The 21,037-nt window shown below is 70.0% G+C and carries 17 protein-coding genes and 1 riboswitch; of the genes, 8 read left to right on the top strand and 9 right to left on the bottom strand.

All coding sequences use genetic code 11. From position 1 onward, the window contains the following. Positions 1–5 precede the first annotated feature (5 nt). The 3 genes from QQS16_RS27360 to QQS16_RS27350 all read right to left on the bottom strand — a co-directional run bounded on the left by QQS16_RS27360 (position 6) and on the right by QQS16_RS27350 (position 3,230). Complete coding sequence (locus QQS16_RS27360; RefSeq protein WP_286064682.1) at positions 6–845, bottom strand: carbohydrate ABC transporter permease; 840 nt, start codon at positions 843–845, stop codon at positions 6–8. Next, on the bottom strand, positions 842–1,828 hold the full coding sequence (locus tag QQS16_RS27355; protein WP_286064681.1) for a carbohydrate ABC transporter permease: 987 nt from the start codon (positions 1,826–1,828) through the stop codon (positions 842–844). Before QQS16_RS27355 ends, QQS16_RS27360 begins: the two co-directional genes overlap by 4 nt. A gap of 115 nt (positions 1,829–1,943) precedes the next feature. Continuing rightward, positions 1,944–3,230, bottom strand: a complete 1,287-nt coding sequence (locus QQS16_RS27350) for an extracellular solute-binding protein (RefSeq protein WP_286064680.1) — start codon at positions 3,228–3,230, stop codon at positions 1,944–1,946. Positions 3,231–3,589: 359 nt separating this feature from the next. Between QQS16_RS27350 and QQS16_RS27345 the strand changes: the two genes are divergently transcribed. From QQS16_RS27345 to QQS16_RS27305, 8 genes are all read left to right on the top strand, one after another. Beyond that, entirely contained in the window at positions 3,590–4,354 is a 765-nt protein-coding gene (locus tag QQS16_RS27345; protein ID WP_286064679.1) for a GntR family transcriptional regulator, read from the top strand. Positions 4,355–4,451: 97 nt separating this feature from the next. Then, the gene (locus tag QQS16_RS27340; protein ID WP_286064678.1) at positions 4,452–6,590 is read left to right on the top strand and encodes a carbon starvation CstA family protein; all 2,139 of its coding nucleotides are present in this window, start codon (positions 4,452–4,454) and stop codon (positions 6,588–6,590) included. 4 nt (positions 6,591–6,594) lie between these two features. Further along, positions 6,595–6,762 carry a YbdD/YjiX family protein gene (locus QQS16_RS27335; RefSeq protein WP_502963846.1) on the top strand — a complete coding sequence of 56 codons (168 nt, stop codon included), beginning with the start codon at positions 6,595–6,597 and terminating at the stop codon, positions 6,760–6,762. Positions 6,763–6,879: 117 nt separating this feature from the next. Next, entirely contained in the window at positions 6,880–7,152 is a 273-nt protein-coding gene (locus QQS16_RS27330) for a DUF3311 domain-containing protein (protein ID WP_286064675.1), read from the top strand. Beyond that, complete coding sequence (mctP, locus tag QQS16_RS27325) at positions 7,149–8,777, top strand: monocarboxylate uptake permease MctP (protein ID WP_286064673.1); 1,629 nt, start codon at positions 7,149–7,151, stop codon at positions 8,775–8,777. Before QQS16_RS27330 ends, mctP begins: the two co-directional genes overlap by 4 nt. A gap of 223 nt (positions 8,778–9,000) precedes the next feature. After that, a riboswitch (cobalamin riboswitch) is annotated at positions 9,001–9,125 on the top strand. 122 nt (positions 9,126–9,247) lie between these two features. Next, entirely contained in the window at positions 9,248–11,608 is a 2,361-nt protein-coding gene (locus tag QQS16_RS27320; RefSeq protein ID WP_286064671.1) for a ribonucleoside-diphosphate reductase subunit alpha, read from the top strand. Next, positions 11,608–12,621, top strand: a complete 1,014-nt coding sequence (locus QQS16_RS27315; RefSeq protein WP_286064669.1) for a ribonucleotide-diphosphate reductase subunit beta — start codon at positions 11,608–11,610, stop codon at positions 12,619–12,621. The genes QQS16_RS27320 and QQS16_RS27315 overlap by 1 nt, the downstream gene beginning before the upstream one ends. Positions 12,622–12,868: 247 nt before the next feature. Beyond that, positions 12,869–13,867, top strand: a complete 999-nt coding sequence (locus tag QQS16_RS27305; RefSeq protein ID WP_286064666.1) for a GlxA family transcriptional regulator — start codon at positions 12,869–12,871, stop codon at positions 13,865–13,867. Positions 13,868–13,899: 32 nt separating this feature from the next. Here the strand turns inward: QQS16_RS27305 and QQS16_RS27300 are convergent, their stop codons facing one another. The 6 genes from QQS16_RS27300 to QQS16_RS27275 form a co-directional block, all read right to left on the bottom strand. Further along, positions 13,900–15,267 carry a bifunctional albaflavenone monooxygenase/terpene synthase gene (locus QQS16_RS27300; protein ID WP_286064665.1) on the bottom strand — a complete coding sequence of 456 codons (1,368 nt, stop codon included), beginning with the start codon at positions 15,265–15,267 and terminating at the stop codon, positions 13,900–13,902. Beyond that, positions 15,264–16,349 (bottom strand): epi-isozizaene synthase, encoded by a 1,086-nt coding sequence (gene cyc1 / locus QQS16_RS27295; RefSeq protein ID WP_286064663.1) that lies wholly within the window; start codon positions 16,347–16,349, stop codon positions 15,264–15,266. Before cyc1 ends, QQS16_RS27300 begins: the two co-directional genes overlap by 4 nt. A gap of 290 nt (positions 16,350–16,639) precedes the next feature. Continuing rightward, positions 16,640–17,290, bottom strand: coding sequence for a peptide deformylase (gene def, locus QQS16_RS27290; RefSeq protein ID WP_286064661.1), 651 nt, complete (start codon positions 17,288–17,290; stop codon positions 16,640–16,642). Positions 17,291–17,363: 73 nt separating this feature from the next. Further along, entirely contained in the window at positions 17,364–18,344 is a 981-nt protein-coding gene (locus QQS16_RS27285) for a tetratricopeptide repeat protein (RefSeq protein ID WP_286064660.1), read from the bottom strand. A gap of 104 nt (positions 18,345–18,448) precedes the next feature. Next, positions 18,449–19,690 (bottom strand): HD-GYP domain-containing protein, encoded by a 1,242-nt coding sequence (locus tag QQS16_RS27280; RefSeq protein WP_286064658.1) that lies wholly within the window; start codon positions 19,688–19,690, stop codon positions 18,449–18,451. After that, entirely contained in the window at positions 19,687–20,991 is a 1,305-nt protein-coding gene (locus tag QQS16_RS27275) for an HD-GYP domain-containing protein (RefSeq protein ID WP_286066474.1), read from the bottom strand. Before QQS16_RS27275 ends, QQS16_RS27280 begins: the two co-directional genes overlap by 4 nt. Positions 20,992–21,037: the final 46 nt, after the last annotated feature.

Here is a 21,037-nt window from a genome sequence, read left to right as displayed (position 1 = left end):
GTGCGTTATCCCTTCACGGCGCCCGCGGTCAGACCCGCGGCCATCTTGCGCTGGACGAGGAGGAAGAGGACGACGATCGGCACGGCCATCAGGGTGGCTCCGGCCATCATCGGCGCGTATTCGGTGCCGTGCTTGGTGGTGAAGTTGCCGAGCCAGACGGTCGCGGTCTGGTTCTTCTGGCTGAGCAGCATCAGGGCGTACAGGTACTCGTTCCAGGCCTGGATGAAGCCGTAGACCGAGGTGGCGACCATGCCGGGGGCGAGCAGCGGGAAGACGACCCGGACGAAGGCGCTGGTGCGGCTGCAACCGTCGACCATCGCCGCCTCCTCCAGTTCCTTCGGGATGTTGACGATGAAGCCACGCAGCGTCCACACGGTGAACGGGAGGATGAAGGTCAGGTAGGTGATGATCAGGCCGGTCAGCCGGTCGTACTGGCCCAGGTCGTTGAGGAGCAGGAAGACCGGGATGATCATCGCGACCAGCGGGACCATCTGGACCGCCAGGATGCCGACGATCACGATCTTGCGGCCGCGGAAGGCGAACCGGGAGATGGCGAGCGCGGCCAGCATGCCGACGATCATGCCGATCACGACCACCGCGAGGGAGACGACCAGGCTGCGGCCGACCGGCCCCCAGAAGTCCGCGATGTCCAGCGCGCGGCTGAAGTTGGACAGGGTCAGGCCCGTCGGCAGCAGGCTCGGGTCCGGGTCGATGGCGTCCTTGGCCGGCTTGAACGCCGTGTTGAGCATCCAGTAGACGGGGAAGCCGGCGGTGACGAAGACGAGGAGGCCGAGCAGGTTCCAGCCGAGCCGGGACTTCCGGCGCGGCTCAGCCACAGGACTCATTCGACGTCTCCGATCTTCAGCATCTGACGCATGTAGACGGCGACCACGCCGAGCAGCAGCACCACGGTGAGCAGGGCGATGGCCGAGCCCTGCGCGTAGTCGTTGACCACGAAGGCGCGGTCGTAGGAGTAGGTGGTGAGCAGCTGGAACTCGGCCTCCGGGTGGCCGTTGCGCATCACGAAGACCTGCGGGAAGACACCCATGTCCCAGATGACCGACAGGGTCGTGAGCATCACGATGATCGGCTTGAGGATGGGGAGCGTGACGTACCGGAAGACGTTCCAGGCGCCCGCGCCGTCCAGCCGGGCCGCCTCCTCCAGTTCCTTGGGGACCTGGGTGAGACCGGCGCTCAGGGTGATCACGACGAAGGGCACGGCACCCCAGACCACCAGCAGCATGATCACGGCCAGGCCCTGCGGTCCGCTCGCGAACCAGTTGTGGCCGATGAGGTCGACGCCGGGCAACCTGCTGAGCAGCGCGTTGAGGATGCCGTAGTCCGCGTCGAACAGCCACTTGAAGACCGTGGTGGCGACGATGATCGGCATGCCCCAACTGGCCACCAGCGCGATGTTGATGAGGACCTTCACCCAGCCGGAGACGCGCTGGAGCAGCAGCGCGACGAGCATGCCGATGACCATCGTGAAGATCACGCAGCCGGCCGCGAAGACGATGGTCCGGACGACGACCGCCCAGAACTCGCCGTCGCCCAGCACCTTGGTGAAGTTGTCGAGCCCGACCGACTCGGCCGGCTGGAAGCCCCACAGCTGGGACTGCCCGAACTTCTGGAAGGAGAGGGTGACCAGGCGGACCAGGGGATAGCCGAGGACCAGGGCGAGGATCAGGAGACAGGGGGCGAGCAGCAGCCAGGGCACGTGGACCCCGGTCGAGGGCCGTTTCCCGGGTGGCTTCCTCGCGACGGCCGGTGGTGGCGGTGCCTGCCGCGGCGGCGGCACCTTGGCAGGGGTGGTCGTGTCGGCACTCATCCGCGCGCTCCTCAGCGGTCCCTCAGGTCGTACGAAGCCCTCACGCCCGTGCGCAAGCCCGCACAGTCGTACGAGAAGCGGGGCCCCGTCGGTGAGAACGGGGCCCCGCCGGTGGTCACTTGACGTTGATGACCTTGTCGATCGCGGCGTCCGCTTCCTTCGCGGCGGCCTCGACCGACTTCTTGCCGGTGCCGATGTTCTGCAGCATGGTCTGCAGGATCTGCGCCTTCTCCACCTGGCCCCAGCCCGGTGCCATCGGGACGAACCAGTTGGACTCGGCCGCGGTGGCCGGGACCGCCGTCTTCGGGTCCTTCTTCAGGGTGGCGAGGTCGGTCTTGTTGTTGGGCAGGTTGCCCTTGGCCATCAGGCCCTGCTGGCCGGACGGACCGGTGAACGCGTTGATCCACTCGGCGGCGACCGCCTGCGCGTCCGACTTCACCGGCACGGCGAGGTCGGAGCCGCCCAGGAAGACGGGGAGGTTCTTGCCGGACGGGCCGGGCATCACGAAGTTCTCGAGGTTGCCCTTGAGCTTGCCGCTCTTGTCGTTCTTCGGGTCTTCGGAGGTCGCGCCCTCCCAGGCCGCGCCGAAGATCATGCCGGACTTGCCCTGGCCGTAGACGATGTAACGGTCGGACTCGTCCTTGGTCTTGTCGCCGTGCATGTACCTGTCGACGACGTTCTTGAACGCGGTGAGGCCCTTGACCGACTCCGGCGAGGAGAGGTTGCCCTTCCACTCGCCGCCCGACTCGACGGCGATCGAGCCGCCGGCGTCGTAGACGAAGGACATGGCCGCGTACCAGTCACGGGTGGGCTGGTACCAGGCGCTGAACTTGTCGCCCTCCTGCTTCTGGACCTTGTCCAGGGCGGCGGTCAGCTCGGCGTAGGTCTTCGGCGTGGACTTGACGCCCGCCGAGGCGAACAGGTCCTTGCGCCAGTTGGCGACGCGACCGCCCGCGTAGTAGGGCACGCCGTACGTCTTGTCCTGGTACGTCACCGAGGCCTTGAGGCCGTCCAGCCAGGCGGCGGAGTTGTCGAACTGCGCCGGGTCGAGGGGCGCGAAGGCGCCCTTGACCATGTAGCCGAGCATCTCGGTGTTGCCCATCTCGACCACGTCGGGGACCTTGTCGGTGGCGAGGACGGCGTCGAGCTTGGTGTTCTTGTCCGGCCAGCCGTAGTACTCGTGCTCGATCCTGATGCCGGGGTGCTTCTTCTTCACGGCGGCGTCGGCGGCCTTCACCAGCTCCGGCCAGTTGTTCTGCGCGTCGACGGTGAGCCAGACGGTCAGTTCCTTGGCGTCGGCCCCGCTCTTGTCCGAGCCCCCGCTGCCGCTGTCGTCCCCACATGCCGCGATGGAGACCATCATGCCCGCGATACCGATCGCGGCTATCAGCTTGCGCTTCACGCCACCCTCCTCAGGGATGCCACAAACCCCCCTGGCTCCCCGCGGTGCACGTGGGGCCGGGACCTGGACCAATGGTGTAGACCAGTACCCGGAGCTTGGCCCACGCCCATAGACCTGTCAAGGGTCGAGAATGTGCTCTGACCAGCCGTTATGCGACCTACATATGCAGGAACCTTTAAGTAAGAAGCCAGCGAAAAGCCCGTCACCGGAGGACGTGCGTCCGGTAGACCATTTACCCTGGTGGACTAGACCAGGCGGGAGGGCGACGGTATACAGAGGGGATCACGCAGCGTGCGGCACAGTGCCGGTACGCTGCCGTGCCACGATGTGAGCCGCATCCGGAGCCGGGAAGGCAGGGCATGAGCACCGACGTGAGCAGTGCGGAGAACGAGGGTGGGGCGAGTGTCCGTACCGCGCGCGTGCCCAAGTACTACCGCCTGAAAAGGCACCTCCTCGACATGACGGAGACGCAGTCGCCCGGCACCCCGGTGCCGCCCGAGCGCACCCTGGCCGCCGAGTTCGACACCTCGCGCACCACCGTGCGCCAGGCGCTTCAGGAACTGGTCGTCGAGGGGCGCCTGGAGCGCATCCAGGGCAAGGGCACGTTCGTCGCCAAGCCGAAGGTCTCGCAGGCGCTGCAACTCACCTCGTACACCGAGGACATGCGCGCCCAGGGTCTCGAACCCACCTCGCAGCTGCTGGACATCGGCTACATCACCGCCGACGACCGGCTCGCCGGGCTGCTCGACATCACAGCCGGCGGCCGGGTGCTGCGCATCGAGCGGCTGCGCATGGCCAACGGCGAGCCCATGGCCATCGAGACCACCCACCTGAGCGCCAAGCGCTTCCCGGCGCTGCGTCGCAGCCTGGTGAAGTACACCTCCCTGTACACGGCCCTGGCCGAGGTCTACGACGTCCGTCTCGCCGAGGCCGAGGAGACCATCGAGACCTCGCTGGCCACCCCACGCGAGGCCGGCCTGCTCGGCACCGACGTCGGCCTGCCGATGCTGATGCTGTCCCGGCACTCGCTGGACCGGCAGGGACAGCCGGTGGAGTGGGTGCGCTCGGTCTACCGGGGCGACCGGTACAAGTTCGTGGCCCGGCTGAAGCGGCCCGTCGAGTAGGAGCACCGCACCCGCACGAGTACGGCACGCGGTGTGGCGCAACCGTGCTTCCTGCTCTACGGTCCTCCCGTCGCCGCATGGACGGGGGGACCTCCCAGTGCGTACCGCGAACGTCCGAACCATCGTCGTGTGGACCCTCGTCGCGCTCGTCGGCGCGGCGGGCTGGTCCGTGCTCGCGCTCTCCCGGGGCGAGGAGGTGTCGGCCGCCTGGATGGTGGCGGCGGCCCTCGGCTCGTACACCGTCGCCTACCGCTTCTACTCGAAGTTCATCGCGTACAGGGTGCTCAAGGTCGACCGGACGCGGGCCACCCCGGCGGAGCGGCTGGACAACGGCATCGACTTCCATCCCACCGACCGCCGGGTCCTGCTGGGCCACCACTTCGCGGCGATCGCCGGTGCCGGTCCGCTGGTCGGGCCGGTGCTGGCCGCGCAGATGGGCTATCTGCCGGGCACGATCTGGATCATCGTGGGCGTCATCTTCGCGGGCGCCGTCCAGGACATGGTGGTGCTGTTCTTCTCCACCCGCCGGGACGGCCGGTCGCTGGGCCAGATGGCACGGGAGGAGATCGGCCCGTTCGGCGGGGCGGCGGCGCTGCTCGCGGCCTTCGCCATCATGATCATCCTGCTCGGTGTGCTGGCCCTGGTCATCGTGAACGCCCTGGCCGCCTCGCCGTGGGGCACCTTCTCCATCGCGATGACGATCCCGATCGCCCTGCTGATGGGCTTCTACCTGCGCGTCCTGCGCCCCGGCCGGGTCACCGAGGTCTCGCTGATCGGGGTGGCGCTGCTGCTGCTCGCGCTGGTCTCCGGCCGCTGGGTCGCCGAGTCGTCGTGGGCGGACACCTTCACGCTCGCGCCCTCCACGCTGGTCGTCTGGCTGGTGGCGTACGGCTTCATCGCCTCGATCCTGCCGGTGTGGATGCTGCTGGCGCCCCGCGACTACCTCTCCACCTTCATGAAGATCGGCACGATCGTGCTGCTCGCGCTCGGGGTGGTGATCGCGCTGCCGACCCTGCGGATGGACCCGGTCACCGACTTCGCCTCGCGCGGCGACGGGCCGGTCTTCGCCGGGTCCCTGTTCCCGTTCGTCTTCATCACCATCGCCTGCGGAGCGCTGTCCGGCTTCCACTCGCTCATCTCGTCCGGTACGACGCCGAAGATGATCCAGAAGGAGACGCAGGTCCGGATGATCGGCTACGGCTCCATGCTGATGGAGTCGTCGGTCGCCGTGATGGCGCTGGTCGCGGCGAGCGTCATCGACCCGGGCCTGTACTTCGCGATGAACGCGCCGGCGGGCACGATCGGCACGACGGTGGAGAGCGCCTCGCAGGTGGTGACCGGCTGGGGCTACTCCATCACCCCCGCCGAACTCGCCCGGGCGGCCAAGGACGTCGAGGAGTCCACCCTGCTCTCCCGCACCGGCGGCGCGCCCACGCTCGCCGTCGGGGTCTCGCAGATCTTCTCCGAGGTGACGGGCGGGGGCCTGAAGGCCTTCTGGTACCACTTCGCGATCATGTTCGAGGCACTGTTCATCCTGACCGCGCTGGACGCCGGCACCCGCGTGGGCCGGTTCATGCTCCAGGACATGCTGGGCAACGTCTACCGGCCCTTCAAGAACGTCAGCTGGAAACCCGGGCTGGTCATCACGAGCGCGGCGGTGTGCGCCCTGTGGGGGTACTTCCTGTGGGTCGGCGTCCACGAACCCCTCGGCGGGATCAACCAGTTGTTCCCGGTCTTCGGCATCTCCAACCAGCTGCTCGCGGCGGTCGCCCTGGCCGTCTGCACGACCCTGCTGGTGAAGTCCGGGCGCCTCAAGTGGGCCTGGATCACCGGGGTTCCGCTCGCCTGGGACGCCACGGTCACGCTGACGGCGAGCTGGCAGAAGGTGTTCTCCAGTGACCCGAAGGTCGGCTTCTTCGAGCAGCGGTCCGTGTTCCAGGACGCGATCGACCGGGGCGAGGTGCTGCCGCCCGCCAAGACCATGGACGACATGCACACCGTGGTCACCAACTCCACGGTGGACGGCGTCCTGTCGGCCGTCCTCGCACTGCTGATCGTGGTGGTGATCGCCGACGCCGGCCGGGTGTGCGTCCGGCACGTGCGGCGCCCGGCGCTGTCGACGCTGAGCGAGGCGCCGTACGTCGAGTCGGAGATCGTCGCTCCGGCCGGGCTGTTCCCCACCCGCGAGGAGAAGGAGGAGGAGCGGCGTGCGGTCGGCTCTGGTACGGGCGTTTAGAGGAGTGCGCTGGTATCTGCGGGAGCTGACCGACGAGTCGGCGTACGACCGCCATGTCGCGCACCTGCGCAAGGGGCACCCGGACGCGCGGGTGCCCTCCCGGCGGGACTTCGAGCGGATGCGCACGGACCGGCAGGAGAAGGACCCCCGGCAGGGCTTCCGTTGCTGCTGACGGCCGACACAGAACCATCACATACCGGTATGCGGACGAGGGGTTCCGCTCCCGCGACACCGTGACCTAGATTGCCTGCGCTTGCACAGGTGATCACTGAGGGAACGGAGCCGCGACATGTCAGATGCGCCTGAAGTGAGGCCACCGGTGGTGACACCGGCACGTGTGGTGATCGGCCTCTGTCTCGTCGCGCCGTTCGTGGCGATGCTGTGGGTGGGCTCGTACGCCAAGACCGATCCCACGTTCATCGGCATACCGTTCTTCTACTGGTACCAGATGGCCTGGGTGGTCATCTCCACCGCGCTGACGATGATCGCGTACCAGCTGTGGCAGCGTGACCAGCGCACCCGCGCCGCCGCCCGGTCCACGGACGGGGGTGCGTCCACATGAACGACGGAGTCAACGGCGTCGCGCTCGCGGTCTTCATCTTCTTCTTCCTGGCCGTCACGGTCCTGGGCTTCCTCGCCGCGCGCTGGCGCAAGGCCGAGAACGAGCACAGCCTCGACGAATGGGGTCTGGGCGGCCGGTCGTTCGGCACCTGGGTCACCTGGTTCCTGCTCGGCGGCGACCTGTACACGGCGTACACCTTCGTGGCCGTCCCGGCGGCGATCTACGCGGCGGGCGCGGCCGGCTTCTTCGCGGTGCCGTACACCATCCTGATCTACCCGCTGATCTTCACCTTCCTGCCGCGCCTGTGGTCCGTCTCGCACAAGCACGGGTACGTGACGACCTCGGACTTCGTGCGCGGACGGTTCGGCTCCAAGGGGCTGTCGCTGGCGGTGGCCGTCACCGGCATCCTCGCGACGATGCCGTACATCGCGCTCCAACTGGTCGGCATCCAGGCCGTGCTGGACGTGATGGGCGTCGGCGGCGGTGAGGACACCAACTGGTTCGTCAAGGACCTGCCGCTGCTGATCGCGTTCGGGGTGCTGGCGGCGTACACGTACTCGTCGGGGCTGCGGGCCCCCGCGCTGATCGCGTTCGTGAAGGACACGCTGATCTACCTCGTCATCGCGGTGGCGATCATCTACATCCCGATCAAGCTGGGCGGCTTCGACGACATCTTCGCCAAGGCGGGCGAGGCGTTCAGCCAGCCCAACCCGGCGACGGGCGCCCCGCGCGGGGCCCTGGTACCGGCCGAGGCGGGCCAGTGGACGTACGCCACGCTGGCGCTGGGCTCGGCGCTTGCGCTCTTCATGTACCCGCACTCGATCACGGCGACGCTGTCCTCGCGCAGCCGTGAGGTGATCCGCCGCAACACCACGATCCTGCCGCTGTACTCGCTGATGCTGGGGCTGCTCGCCCTGCTCGGTTTCATGGCGATCGCGGCCGGAGTCAAGGTCTCCAACGGGCAGTTGGCGATCCCGCAGCTGTTCGAGGACATGTTCCCGGACTGGTTCGCGGGCGTGGCCTTCGCGGCGATCGGCATCGGTGCCCTCGTCCCGGCGGCCATCATGTCGATCGCGGCGGCGAACCTCTTCACCCGCAACATCTACAAGGACTTCATCAAGCCGGACGCGACCCCGGCGCAGGAGACCAAGGTCTCCAAACTGGTGTCGCTCCTGGTGAAGGTGGGCGCGCTGGCCTTCGTCCTGACCATGGACAAGACGGTCGCGATCAACTTCCAGCTGCTCGGCGGCATCTGGATCCTGCAGACCTTCCCGGCCCTGGTGGGCGGCCTGTTCACCCGTTGGTTCCACCGCTGGGCCCTGCTCGCGGGCTGGGCGGTCGGCATGGTGTACGGCACGGCCGCCGCGTACGGCGTGGCCTCGCCGACCCAGAAGCACTTCGGCGGCTCGTCGAAGGAGATCCCCGGCATCGGCGAGATCGGCTACATCGGCCTGACGGCGTTCGTGCTGAACGTGGTGGTGACGGTGGTGCTGACCTTCGTCCTCAGGGCGCTGAAGGCCCCGGACGGCATCGACGAGACATCCCCGGCGGACTACACGGCCGACGCGGGCGACCCGGGCGTCCAGGTGGAGCTGCCGCCGGCGACGGCGGGCTCCGCGCACTGAACCGCACACGGATGACGACGGGCCGCCGGCGAGAACCGGCGGCCCGTCGCCGTAGCGGCACCGGTCGGCCTGACCGGTCGCCGTAACCGCCCCCGTCCCTGAGCCGTCGCCGTAACCGTCCGTCCCTGGCGTGCGGGCATGCGCTCCGTCCACTGCCGAGTCGACCCTCCGAACCGGAGCGACACAACATCTGGGGGCACTTCCCTCGACAGGCACAAGATGTATGCTCGTGCTCGCTGTCGCCGCAGGGGAATCCGGTGCGAATCCGGAACTGTCCCGCAACGGTGTACATGCGTGCCTACGCACGCCTTGTCCAGTCCGAGGACCTGCCGACAGCGCGCCCGGCCGAACGGTCCGGGTGCCCTGACGTCCGGGCCTCGTGGAATGGGCCGGTGGACGCGACGCCGCGTGCGCTCGTGCTGCCCCCTGCCCACCGTGTGGCCCCGTCGCCGAGCGAGGGAGAGCCCCACGTGACCATCGCGCCAGTCGATCCGGCCTCAGCGACCACCCCGGTGGAACCCGACGGCCCGGGAACCGCGTTGCTGCGGACCCTGACCGAGCTGACCGCCGACCTCCCCGACGCGGACCCCGGACGGGTCGCCGCCGCCGCGCTGCGCGGCCGGTCCGCGCGGGCGGACGAGGCGGAGCTGCGTGAGCTGGCCACGGAGGTGGCGGCCGGCCTCATCTCCGAGGACCCCGCCTACTCGCGGCTGGCCGCCCGGCTGCTGACGGTCGGCATCCGCGCCGAGGCCGCCTCCCAGGGCGTCACGGCCTTCACCGACTCCGTCGCCGTGGGGCACCGGGAAGGGCTTCTCGCCGACCGCACGGCCGAGTTCGTACGCGTCCACGCCGCCCGTCTCGACGCGCTGATCGACCCGCACGCCGACGACCGCTTCGGCTACTTCGGCCTGCGCACCCTGCACAGCCGCTATCTGCTCCGGCATCCGATCACCCGCAAGGTCATCGAGACGCCCCAGCACTTCATGCTCCGGGTGGCGTCGGGTCTCGCCGGGGACGACACCGCCCGCGCCCTGGAGGAGGTCGCGGCGCTCTACGTCCTCATGAGCCGCCTCGACTACCTCCCCTCCTCCCCCACCCTCTTCAACTCCGGGACCCGGCACCCCCAGATGTCGTCCTGCTACCTCCTCGACTCCCCGAAGGACGAGCTGGACTCCCTCTACGACCGCTACCACCAGGTGGCCCGCCTCTCGAAGCACGCGGGCGGCATCGGCATCGCCTACTCCCGCGTCCGCGCCCGCGGTTCGCTGATCCGCGGCACCAACGGGCACTCCAACGGCATCGTCCCGTTCCTGAAGACCCTGGACGCCTCGGTCGCCGCCGTGAACCAGGGCGGCCGGCGCAAGGGCGCCGCGGCGGTCTACCTGGAGACCTGGCACGCGGACATCGAGGAGTTCCTGGAACTGCGCGACAACACCGGCGAGGACGCCCGCCGTACGCACAACCTGAACCTCGCGCACTGGGTCCCGGACGAGTTCATGCGCCGGGTCGACGCCGACGCGCCGTGGTCGCTCTTCTCGCCGTCCGACGTGCCCGAGCTGGTCGACCTGTGGGGCGAGGAGTTCGACGCCGCCTACCACAAGGCCGAGGCAGCGGGCCTCGCCCGCAGGACCCTGCCCGCCCGTGACCTCTACGGCCGCATGATGCGCACCCTCGCGCAGACCGGAAACGGCTGGATGACCTTCAAGGACGCCGCCAACCGCACCGCCAACCAGACGGCCGAGCCGGGCCACGTCGTCCACTCCTCCAACCTCTGCACGGAGATCCTGGAGGTCACGGACGACGGGGAGACGGCGGTCTGCAACCTGGGCTCGGTCAACCTCGGCGCCTTCGTCGACCGCGGGAGCGGCGACATGGACTGGGAGCGGCTGGACGCCACCGTCCGCACCGCCGTGACCTTCCTCGACCGGGTCGTCGACATCAACCACTACCCGACCGAGCAGGCCGGCCGCTCCAACGCGAGGTGGCGCCCGGTCGGCCTCGGAGTGATGGGCCTCCAGGACGTCTTCTTCCAACTGCGCCTGCCCTTCGACTCGCCTGCGGCCGGGCGGCTGTCCACGCGCATCGCCGAGCGCCTCATGCTCGCCGCGTACGAGGCCTCCGCCGACCTCGCCGAGCGCGACGGCCCGCTGCCGGCCTGGGAGAAGACCCGTACGGCCCGGGGTGTCCTGCACCCCGACCACTACGACGCCGAGCTGACCTGGCCGGAGCGCTGGGCCGCCCTGCGGGCCCGGATCGCGGCCACCGGCATGCGCAACTCCCTGCTGCTCGCCATCGCGCCGACCGCCACCATCGCGTCGATCGCGGGGGTGTACGAGTGCGTCGAGCCGCAGGTGTCCAACCTGTTCAAGCGGGAGACCCTGTCCGGCGAGTTCCTCCAGGTCAACTCGTACCTGGTGAAGGACCTGAAGCGGCTCGGTGTCTGGGACGCGCGCACCCGCGAGGCGCTGCGCGAGGCGAACGGCTCGGTGCGGGCCTTCACCTGGATCCCCGAGGACGTACGGGCGCTGTACCGCACGGCGTGGGAGATCCCGCAGCGCGGCCTGATCGACATGGCGGCGGCCCGGACGCCGTTCCTGGACCAGTCGCAGTCGCTGAACCTGTTCCTGGAGACGCCGACCATCGGCAAGCTCTCCTCGATGTACGCGTACGCCTGGAAGTCGGGCCTGAAGACGACGTACTACCTGCGCTCGCGCCCGGCGACCCGCATCGCCCGCGCCGCGCGGGCCACCGCCCCCGCGCGGTTGCCGGCCCCCGAAGAGGCCGTCGCCTGTTCCCTGGAGAACCCCGAGTCCTGTGAGGCCTGTCAGTGATGAGCTCCACCGTGAAGAACCTTCTCGACCCCGGCTTCGAACTCACCCTGCGCCCCATGCGCTACCCCGACTTCTACGAGCGCTACCGGGACGCCATCAAGAACACCTGGACCGTGGAGGAGGTCGACCTCCACTCCGACGTCACCGACCTCGCGAAGCTGTCACCGGGCGAGCAGCACCTGATCGGCCGCCTGGTCGCGTTCTTCGCGACGGGCGACTCGATCGTCGCCAACAACCTGGTGCTCACCCTGTACAAGCACATCAACTCCCCCGAGGCACGCCTGTATCTCTCCAGGCAGCTCTTCGAGGAAGCGGTGCACGTCCAGTTCTACCTGACCCTGCTGGACACCTACCTGCCGGACCCCGAGGACCGGGCGGCCGCCTTCGACGCGGTGGAGAACATCCCGTCCATCCGCGAGAAGGCCGGCTTCTGCTTCAAGTGGATCAACGAGGTGGAACAGCTGGACCGCCTGGAGACCCGCTCCGACCGCCGCCGCTTCCTGCTCAACCTCATCTGCTTCGCCGCGTGCATCGAGGGCCTGTTCTTCTACGGCGCCTTCGCGTACGTCTACTGGTTCCGCGGCCGGGGCCTGCTGCACGGCCTGGCGACCGGCACCAACTGGGTGTTCCGGGACGAGACCATGCACATGAGCTTCGCCTTCGACGTGGTGGACACCGTCCGCAAGGAGGAGCCGGAGCTGTTCGACGACGAGCTGTGCCGGCAGGTCACCGAGATGCTGGGGGAGGCCGTCGAGGCCGAGCTTCAGTTCGCGCGCGACCTGTGCGGTGACGGCCTCCCGGGGATGAACACCGACTCCATGCGGCAGTACCTGGAGTGCGTCGCCGACCAGCGCCTCACACGCCTCGGCTTCGCCCCGGTGTACGGCTCGGAGAACCCCTTCTCCTTCATGGAGCTCCAGGGGGTTCAGGAGCTGACCAACTTCTTCGAGCGGCGGCCGTCCGCGTACCAGGTCGCGGTGGAGGGCACCGTGGACCTGGACGAGGACTTCTGATCCTCGTAGCCCTCACGGGCCTCCTGGGCCTCCCTGATCCGACGGTCGACGCGCCTGTCGTGCGCGATCCCGATCACCGCCGGGAGGACCAGGAGGACGAGGAGTCCGAGGACGGTGAGCATTCCGATCAGTCCTTGTGTCTCTGCTGTAGTCATGACACCACTGTCGCGCCCCACACTCCTGACCAACAGTGGCAGGACTGCCGTGAGCCCTCGATTTACTGCCACATCCGGGGCACACTTGCAGCATGCTCCAGAACGTGGCCGCCGTCGTCCTCGACGGCGTGAACCCATTCGAACTCGGCGTCATCTGCGAGGTCTTCGGCACCGACCGCAGCGACGACGGCCTGCCCGTGTACGACTTCGCGGTCGCCTCGGCCGAGGGCCCCACACTCAGCTCGCGCGGAGGCTTCTCCATGCGGATCGAGCACGGCCTGGACCGGCTGGAGTCGGCCGACCTGATCGCCGTACCCGCCGGGGCCGACTACGAGACCCGCGTCTTCCCGCCCGAGATGCTGGCCGCCCTGCGGCGCGGTGTCGACCGCGGGGCGCGGGTGCTCAGCGTCTGCTCCGGCGTCTTCGTGCTCGCGGCGGCCGGACTGCTCGACGGCCGGCGCTGCACCGTGCACTGGCATCACGTGGACGCGCTGGCCCGGGCGTACCCGCGGCTGACCGTCGAGCCCGACGTGCTGTACGTCGACGAGGACCCGGTGATCACCTCGGCCGGGACCGCCGCCGGGATCGACGCCTGTCTGCACATCGTGCGCAAGGAACAGGGGCCGGAGGTCGCCAACAAGATCGCCCGGCGGATGGTCGTCCCGCCGCACCGGGACGGCGGCCAGGCCCAGTACATCGAGCGGCCGCTGCCCCGCTCGCAGTGCGACACCGTCGGTGAGGTGCTCGTGTGGATGGAGCGGCACCTGGACGAGGAGGTCACCGTCGAGCAGCTCGCCGAGCTCGCGCACATGTCACCGCGCACCTTCGCCCGTCGCTTCCAGCAGGAGACGGGGACGACTCCCTACCGCTGGATCCTGCGCCAGCGTGTGCTGCTGGCCCAGCGGCTGCTGGAGGTGACGGACGAGACGGTGGACGCGATCGCCGGTCGAACAGGGTTCGGCAACGCGGCCGCGCTGCGCCACCAGTTCGTCCGGGCGGTGGGGACCACCCCGAACGCCTACCGGCGCACGTTCCGGGGACCGGAGATCGCGCCGGAACCGGCGGCCGGGGCCGGCTCGGACGCCGCCTGACCCGTCACCTCCGGTTCCTCACCGCCGGCCCGTCACCGGGGCACCGCCTTCAGCAGCAGTCGCTTGGGCCGCAGGGTGATCCCCACCCGGGTCGACTCGTCGGCCGTCGGCAGGCGTTCGAAGCGCCACTTCGGAATCACCGTCGCGAGGATGATGCCGAGTTCGGCCACCGAGAAGTGGTCGGCCGGGCATTTGCGGTTGCCCGCGCTGAAGGGGCTCATCGCGTACTTCGGCACCTCCCGGGAGTTGCCCGGGAGCCAGCGGTCCGGGTCGAAGTCGAGGTGCTGCTGGTAGGACCGCGGATCCCGCTGGAGGGCGAGCGGGCTGTACACGATGTCCGCTCCGGCCGGAATGCGATACCCGCCGAGTTCGGTCTCGGCCATGGCCCGCCGTGTCAGAATCCACACGGCGGGCCGTATCCGCAGGGCCTCGGTGACGACATTGTTCGTGTGTGTGAGCTTCCGGAGATCGCCGAATGTGATCGGCCGGTCGCCCACCACAGATTTCACCTCCTCGCTCACCCGGTCCGCCTGTTCCGGGTGTTCCGCCAGCAACTGCAAGATCCACATCAACTGGGACCCCACTGTTTCGCTGCCCGGGGTGAGAATCGCTATGACCTGGTCGTGCACCTCCTGATAGTTGACTGGTTCACCATTCTCGTCCTTTGCCTCCAGCAAGGCGGTCAGCAAATCGTCCGGATTCTCGGCGGCGGCCCGGCGCTGGGCAATGACCTCGTCGGCCAGCCGATGCAATTCGGCCAGCGCCCGGTCGAATTCCCGGTGGGTGGGAAGCGGCAGCCGGTAGAACGGGCCGAAGGAGAGGATCATCCGCCGGTACATGCCGCCGAACACCGTGGCGAGGGCGGCGCTCAGCCGCTCGGCCAGGTCGTCGATGTGCTCGATCTGCAGGAAGCACCGGGCCGTCATCCGCACGCCCACCCGGAACGCCTCCGAGGTGACGTCGACGGTGTCCCCCGGCTGCCAGCGCCCCGCGAAGGCGAGCGACTCCTCGACCATGACCCGCTCGTACTCGTGGATGACGTCCTTGCGGAACGAGGGCTGGATGGTCTGCCGCTGGCGCCGGTGCAGCGGCCCGTTGCTGGTCGCCACGCCCTTGCCGAGCAGCACGTCCAGGGTGTCCCAGAGCGGCCCGCCGATCTCGTAGCCGGGGCTCGTGAGCATGTCGCCGACCAGGTGCGGCGCGGTGACGGCGTACACGGTCTTCGGGCCGAGCCGCAGCCGGACCAGGTCGCCGTCGTCCCGCAGCCGGGCCAGGAAGCCCAGTGGGTCGCGGACGAGCTTCCAGCCGTGGCCGAGTCCGGGGACCCCGCCGCGTGCGAGGGTCGGCTCGGGCGGCTCCTGGGCCGGGGACGCATCGGACTGCACGGATTCGACGGTCATTTCTCACCTGCCGCTTCGTTGTTGACGTACGGGGGCGTGGCCCGGTCGTCCCAGCTGTCGACCCGGTACCGGCCGGACTCGTGGTGGAACCAGTAGACGGTGCTGAACCAGTTCCGCATATTGCAGACGCAGGCCCGCACGGCGGCGCTCAGTTCCTTTCCCTGCACTGTTCCGTCGTCGAGGTCCTCGGAGAACCGCAGCGCTTCCCGTTCGGCGACGAGGAATCCGGACACGCATTCCTTGACCCGCCGCCGCATCTCCGTGACCGCTTCTTCCAGGGTCAGTCCCTCGTGTTTGATGAGACTGATTCCGAGATTGTGCACCTCGTCGCCCGCTATTTCCTTCGGCAGCGAACAGAGGTCGTTGTACCAGGCCGCGAATTCCTGGCTCAGCAGTGCCGCCCGCCGATATGCCGGGTGGTTACGGACGTGGTCCGGCAGTGCGCAGCCGGCGCTCGGCTCCAGCAGATCGGTCCAGATCCAGTGCGCGAAGGTGAGGCGGCGCAGTGCCAGGTATTCCTGCACGGTCGGGACGATGCCCTGAGTGCGGTTGTGGAACTCCCGGTCGTACGCCTCGATCACCTCGTGGAAGTGGCGGGCGAAGCGGGCGTTCCAGGACCCGGGCAGGAACGAGTACAGCCGCACCACGCTGTCGGCGAACCCGGCGACCAGCGGATCCTCGTGACGCAGATACTCCCGGGGCGCGTCGAGGGCCGCGTGCAACCGGAGCCTGAGCCGCCGCCAGGCGGCCGGGCGGCCGTGCACGATGTCGCGGTCATGGCGGTCGTCCCAGACGAAGAACCACGCGCTGTAGTCGGCTATCGCCTGGAGGACCTCGTCGGGGGCACCCAGGTAGTACCCCGCCATGAGGTCGGTGTAGCACAGGCCGTCGGCATATTCCGCGACCTTGTCCGCCGGCATGAGCCGTTTTTCCAGTAGCCAGGTTCGGGTCTTCTCCTGGAGCCTGGGCCAATACGGGTGCAGTTGCCTGGGAAACGCTGCCTCGATCACCGGGAGAGAGAGCGATGGTGGAACCGCGACCGCCGTCGGCGTCGATGTGGTGCTGTGTGGGAAAGCAGGCACGAACAAACCCCTTCCAGCCGCCAGTCGCGCACGCCCCTCCCGCTGTGCCGGGCGTGCGCCGTTGCGTATCCCCGCACACCCCATTCAGCACCACAACTGACCGCTCTGGGAACGGATTTGCTCCATTCGCTACCCCACAACGCCGAGATTCTCCCCGTGCGTGACTGGTTCGGGATCACCAGAGGAGCAGAAGCGATCGAACGTGCGACGGACAGGCGAACGGCGCCTGTTCGGGAAGGGGTTCGCGAACAAGCGCCGTGCGGAAGGGAGTCGGTGAGGTCCGAGGGGCCTCAGTCGTTGGCGACCACGGGGTAGCGGGGCTCGTTCTCGGCCATCTGCCGCAGCGCGTCCTTGCGTTCGCGCTTGGAAAGCCGGTCGATGTAGAGGTACCCGTACAGGTGATCGGTCTCGTGCTGCAAACACCGGGCGAAGTAGCCGGTGCCGCGCACCTTGATCGGATTGCCCCGCTCGTCCTGCCCGGTCACCTCGGCGTAGTCCGGGCGGGCGAGCGGCGCGTACGCGGTGGGCACCGACAGACAGCCCTCGTTGCTGTCGTCCAGCCGGCGCGTGTCGGCGGGCAGGTCGACCACCTTCGGGTTGCACACGACACCGACGTGCCGCTTGCCCTCGTCGTCCAGGCAGTCGTACACGAAGACCTTCAGGTCGACACCGATCTGGTTGGCGGCCAGGCCCACGCCCTCGGCGGTGCGCTGCGAGGCGAACATGTCCGCGACCAGCTGGTCCAGCTCCGCGCCGAACCCGGTGACGTCCTTGCACTCCTTGTGCAGCACCGGGTTTCCGACGACCGTGATCGGCCGCGAGGTGCCGCGCTCCCGCCAGGCGCTCTCGCGCTCCTCGCAGTCCTCGGTGTCGATGACGAAACCCTCGTCGTCCACGGGGAGCACGCCTACGTGCTGCTGATCGGTGTCCTGCTGCGCCATGACCGACGTACGCCTTCCTAGATGAACAGGGAGTGTGATGCGCATACAGGGTACGGCGATCCGCGTCGGCGGCTCAGCAGACCTCTTCGAGATCCCGCCAGTCCCGGGAGTCCGGGCTGTCCGCGACCCAGCCGTCCAGCAGCCCGCGCACCAGGGAGGCGGGCGCGGCCAGCCCGCACTCCCGCTCCGGCACCCACAGCTGCCCGTCGGTCCGGTGTCCGAGCGGCCCGGGATGCCCCGGCTCGCTGTGGTCGTGCGGGTCGAGATGCTCCCCGTCCCCCTCGTCGGACGGCATCCGCGACTCGGAGCACATCCGGCACAGCAGCCGCACGGACGAGGACCAGTCCTCGGCGGCGAAGCCGGCGTCCGCGGCCAGCTGTTCCAGCGCGTCCCGGTCGTCCTCGGTGGCGGCCTCCAGCAGCACCACCCACGTCGGCACCGGCGACGGCGCCCACAGCTCGATCTCGTCGAACACCGGATAGGCGTGCCCGGCGGTCGTGGTGCGCTCGCCGTGCGGCACCCCGTCGTGCAGGACGACCTCGCCCCAGCGCCGCCCCGACGACGGCAGCGGGATCGAGAGCACCTCGACGCGGGCGGGGTCCAGCCGCCGCCCCCACACCACCTCGGCCTCCCCCTCCGGGGACAGCCGTACGGCGGCGCTGCCGAGATCCATGCCGAGCGGCTCGCCGTTCGCCGTGGCACCCCCGGGCACCCGCAGTCCGTACGCCTGCCAGGCCCGCCGGGCCAGCGGCCAGTCCTGCAGGGCGGTGGCGGCGATGCCGACGTTCCACCAGTCGGGTGCGCCCGTCGCCCGGTCGAGCAGGGCCACGGCGCGCAGGCCCGCCGCCCGCGCCTGCTCCCAGTCGTGCCGGAACTTGTGCAGCAGGGCGAGGTTGAACCAGGACTCCGACAGCCAGGGTTCGAGATCGGCGGCTCGCGTCAGCAGTGCGCCCGCGTCCTCGTACCGACCGTCTCCGATCAGCGTGAACGCGCGGTCTGTGGCCTGCCGCCAGGAGGCGGAGGGCCGGTTCCGTCCCTTGCCGAAGATCCTCACGATTCCCGCCTGCCAGTTCCGTGGAGTGGGCTGGCTGTGCCCCCGGACACACTCTCCTTCGCATCCAACCACGTACGGCTGGAACGTCGCTCATTACCCATGGGTTACCCAGCGGGGACCGGGGTCAGACAGTCCCGCGACAGGACTCCGGCCAGCGCCTCCACCACCTCGGGCGCGTACTGCCCGGCACCGGCCAGGCGCAGCTCCTCCAGTGCCTTCAGCGGTCCGCCGGGCCCGGCGTCCCGGGCCTTCTCCTCGTACGCGTTGACAGCCCGCACGATCCGTGCGGCGACCGGCTGCTCCGCCCAGGGGTCGGCCTGCCGTTCCACGACCGCCGCGACCTGCGGGCTCACCCCGGTCTGCCGGACGACGGCCCCGCCGAGCAGGGCGATGCGCCGCTGCTCCGCCGGGGGCAGCCCGGCCGTCGCGCCCGCCGGGACGGGGTCGACGAGGCTCAGCTGCCCGATGTCGTGCATGAGGGCCGCGTACTCCAGCACGGTGAGCTCGGGCCCGGACAGTCCGAGGTCCCGGCCGACGGCGAGGCTGAGCGCGGCGACCCGGCGGGCGTGCCCGGCCGGGGTGTACCCGGCGATCTCGGTGGCCCGGGCCAGGGAGGCGATGGTCTGCCGGTAGGTGGCCCGCACGGCGGCGTACCGCCGGAAGGACAGCTGGGTGAGCAGCAGCGGCAACGAGAACACGGGCACCGCCCACAGTCCGGCCACGGCCACCGCCAGCGCCATCACGGCGCCGGTCGCGCAGACGGCGGACCCGATCCCGAGCAGCGCCCGCAGTTCGTCCCGCAGCAGCGGGCCGAAGGGCCACCCGGTCCGGGAGTGCGCGAGCGCGGCGGCGAGCACGGCGTCGCACAGCGCGGTGAGGGCGAGCAGCGCGAGCAGCAGCAGGGCGTGGGCGGAGCCCCAGTCCTGGAACGTCCCCTGGTGGTGGAGGGGCTGGAAGCACACGGCGGCGAACCCGACGGTGAGCACCCGCCGGGCCAGGTGGTCGAGGGTCGGCCGCCCGCGCGCGATGTGCGGCACGCTGCCGAGCAGGGAGGCGGCGAGCACCACGGCGACGACCTGGAGGGCCCCGTGCCGCGTCGGCTGCCCGGCGTCCGCCCCCAGCAGCGCGTACGCCAGGGCGCCCGCGGCCCCGAGCGGCGCGGCCTCCCTGGCGTGGGTGCCGGCCCACCGGGTGAGCTCTCCGACGGTGACCAGCACCCCGAAGGCGAGGGCGACCCCGCGTTCGTCGAGGCCGGTCCAGAGGGTGGCGGCGAGGGAGAGGGTGGCGAGGAGGCCCGCGGAGGTGTGGACGAGGGCGAGGAGGAACGGGGGCCGGCGGCCGCTCATCGGCGGGCTTCCGGCCGGCCGGCGACCGGGGGGCGGGGCGGGGGCGGGCGGGTCTCGTCCGCGGTGACGGCGGGGTGCCAGCCGTGCCGGCCCAGCGCGCGCACGAGGGCCGCCACCATCGCGGGGTCGAACTGGGTCCCGGCGCACCGCCGCAGCTCCTCCAGCGCCGCGGCCACCGGCCGGGCCCGCCGGTAGGAACGGGTGGAGGTCATCGCGTCGAACGCGTCGGCGACCGCCACCACCCGCGCGGACTCCGGGATCTGGCTCCCCCGGAGGCCGTACGGGTACCCGCTTCCGTCCAGCCGCTCATGGTGGTGCAGGACGGCCGCCCGGGCCTCGCCGAGGAAGCAGATCCCGCGCACCATCTCGTGCCCGTACTCGGGATGCAGCTCGATCACCCGGCGCTCCTCGGGGGTCAGCGGCCCGTCCTTGCGCAGCAGCCGCGTGGGCACGCCCAGCTTCCCCACGTCGTGCAGGATGCCGGCGAAGCGCAGCACCTCGACGCGGCCCTCGTCCATCGCGAGCTCCCGCGCGATCATCATCGACGCCTGTCCGACCCGCTCGCTGTGCCCGCGGGTGTAGCCGTCCTTGATGTCGACGGCCTGCACGAGGGCCCGGATCGTCGCCTGGTGGGCGGCGCGCTCGCGGTGGTACTGCGCGAACACCCACCAGGACACGCACATCGGCAGCAGCACGAGCAGCGCGGCGACGGGCCCGTACGGACTGCGCCAGAGCACGGCCATCATCAGCCCGGCCAGCCCCTGCACGGCGACCGGCGCGAGGGAGCGCAGGAACAGCCCCTGCCAGGCGCGTACCGGAACCCTCTCGGCGAGCGTCCGGATCCCCGCGTCGAGCACGCTCAGCACCAGGCAGAACGTGAGGATCGCGGCGCCGGCCGGGACGAGCGCGTACGGGAAGTCGGCGTGGACCACGGCGTCCCGCCCGCCGAGCGCCCCGTGCACGCGCGCGGCCAGCCACACGCCGACGACGAGCTGCGCCGCCCGCCACACCCGCCGCAGCCGGCGGGGCCGCTGCGCGGCGCGGGACAGCAGCGCCCCCGGCAGCGCCACTAGGGCGGCGGCGGGCGGGGGCAGCAGGAAGGCCCCGGCGAGGAGGACGGGGTAGAAGGTCCCGGTGAACGGCCGGCGGGCGGCGGCCCGCTCGCAGCCGGCGTACAGCAGGGCGAGCAGGACCACCGCCCACCAGGGCGTCCGCACGGACGGCGGCGGGGCCAGGCAGATCAGCGCGAGGACGACGACACCGGCGACGTACGCCCGGGCCCGTGCCGGAACCGCCTCCATCACGCCCCCTCCCCAGCCGTACCGCTCAGCGTCGGAGCCTAGGACG

This window comes from Streptomyces sp. ALI-76-A, from assembly GCF_030287445.1.
Taxonomy (GTDB): domain Bacteria; phylum Actinomycetota; class Actinomycetes; order Streptomycetales; family Streptomycetaceae; genus Streptomyces.
This window is presented reverse-complemented; position numbering and strand designations above follow the sequence as displayed.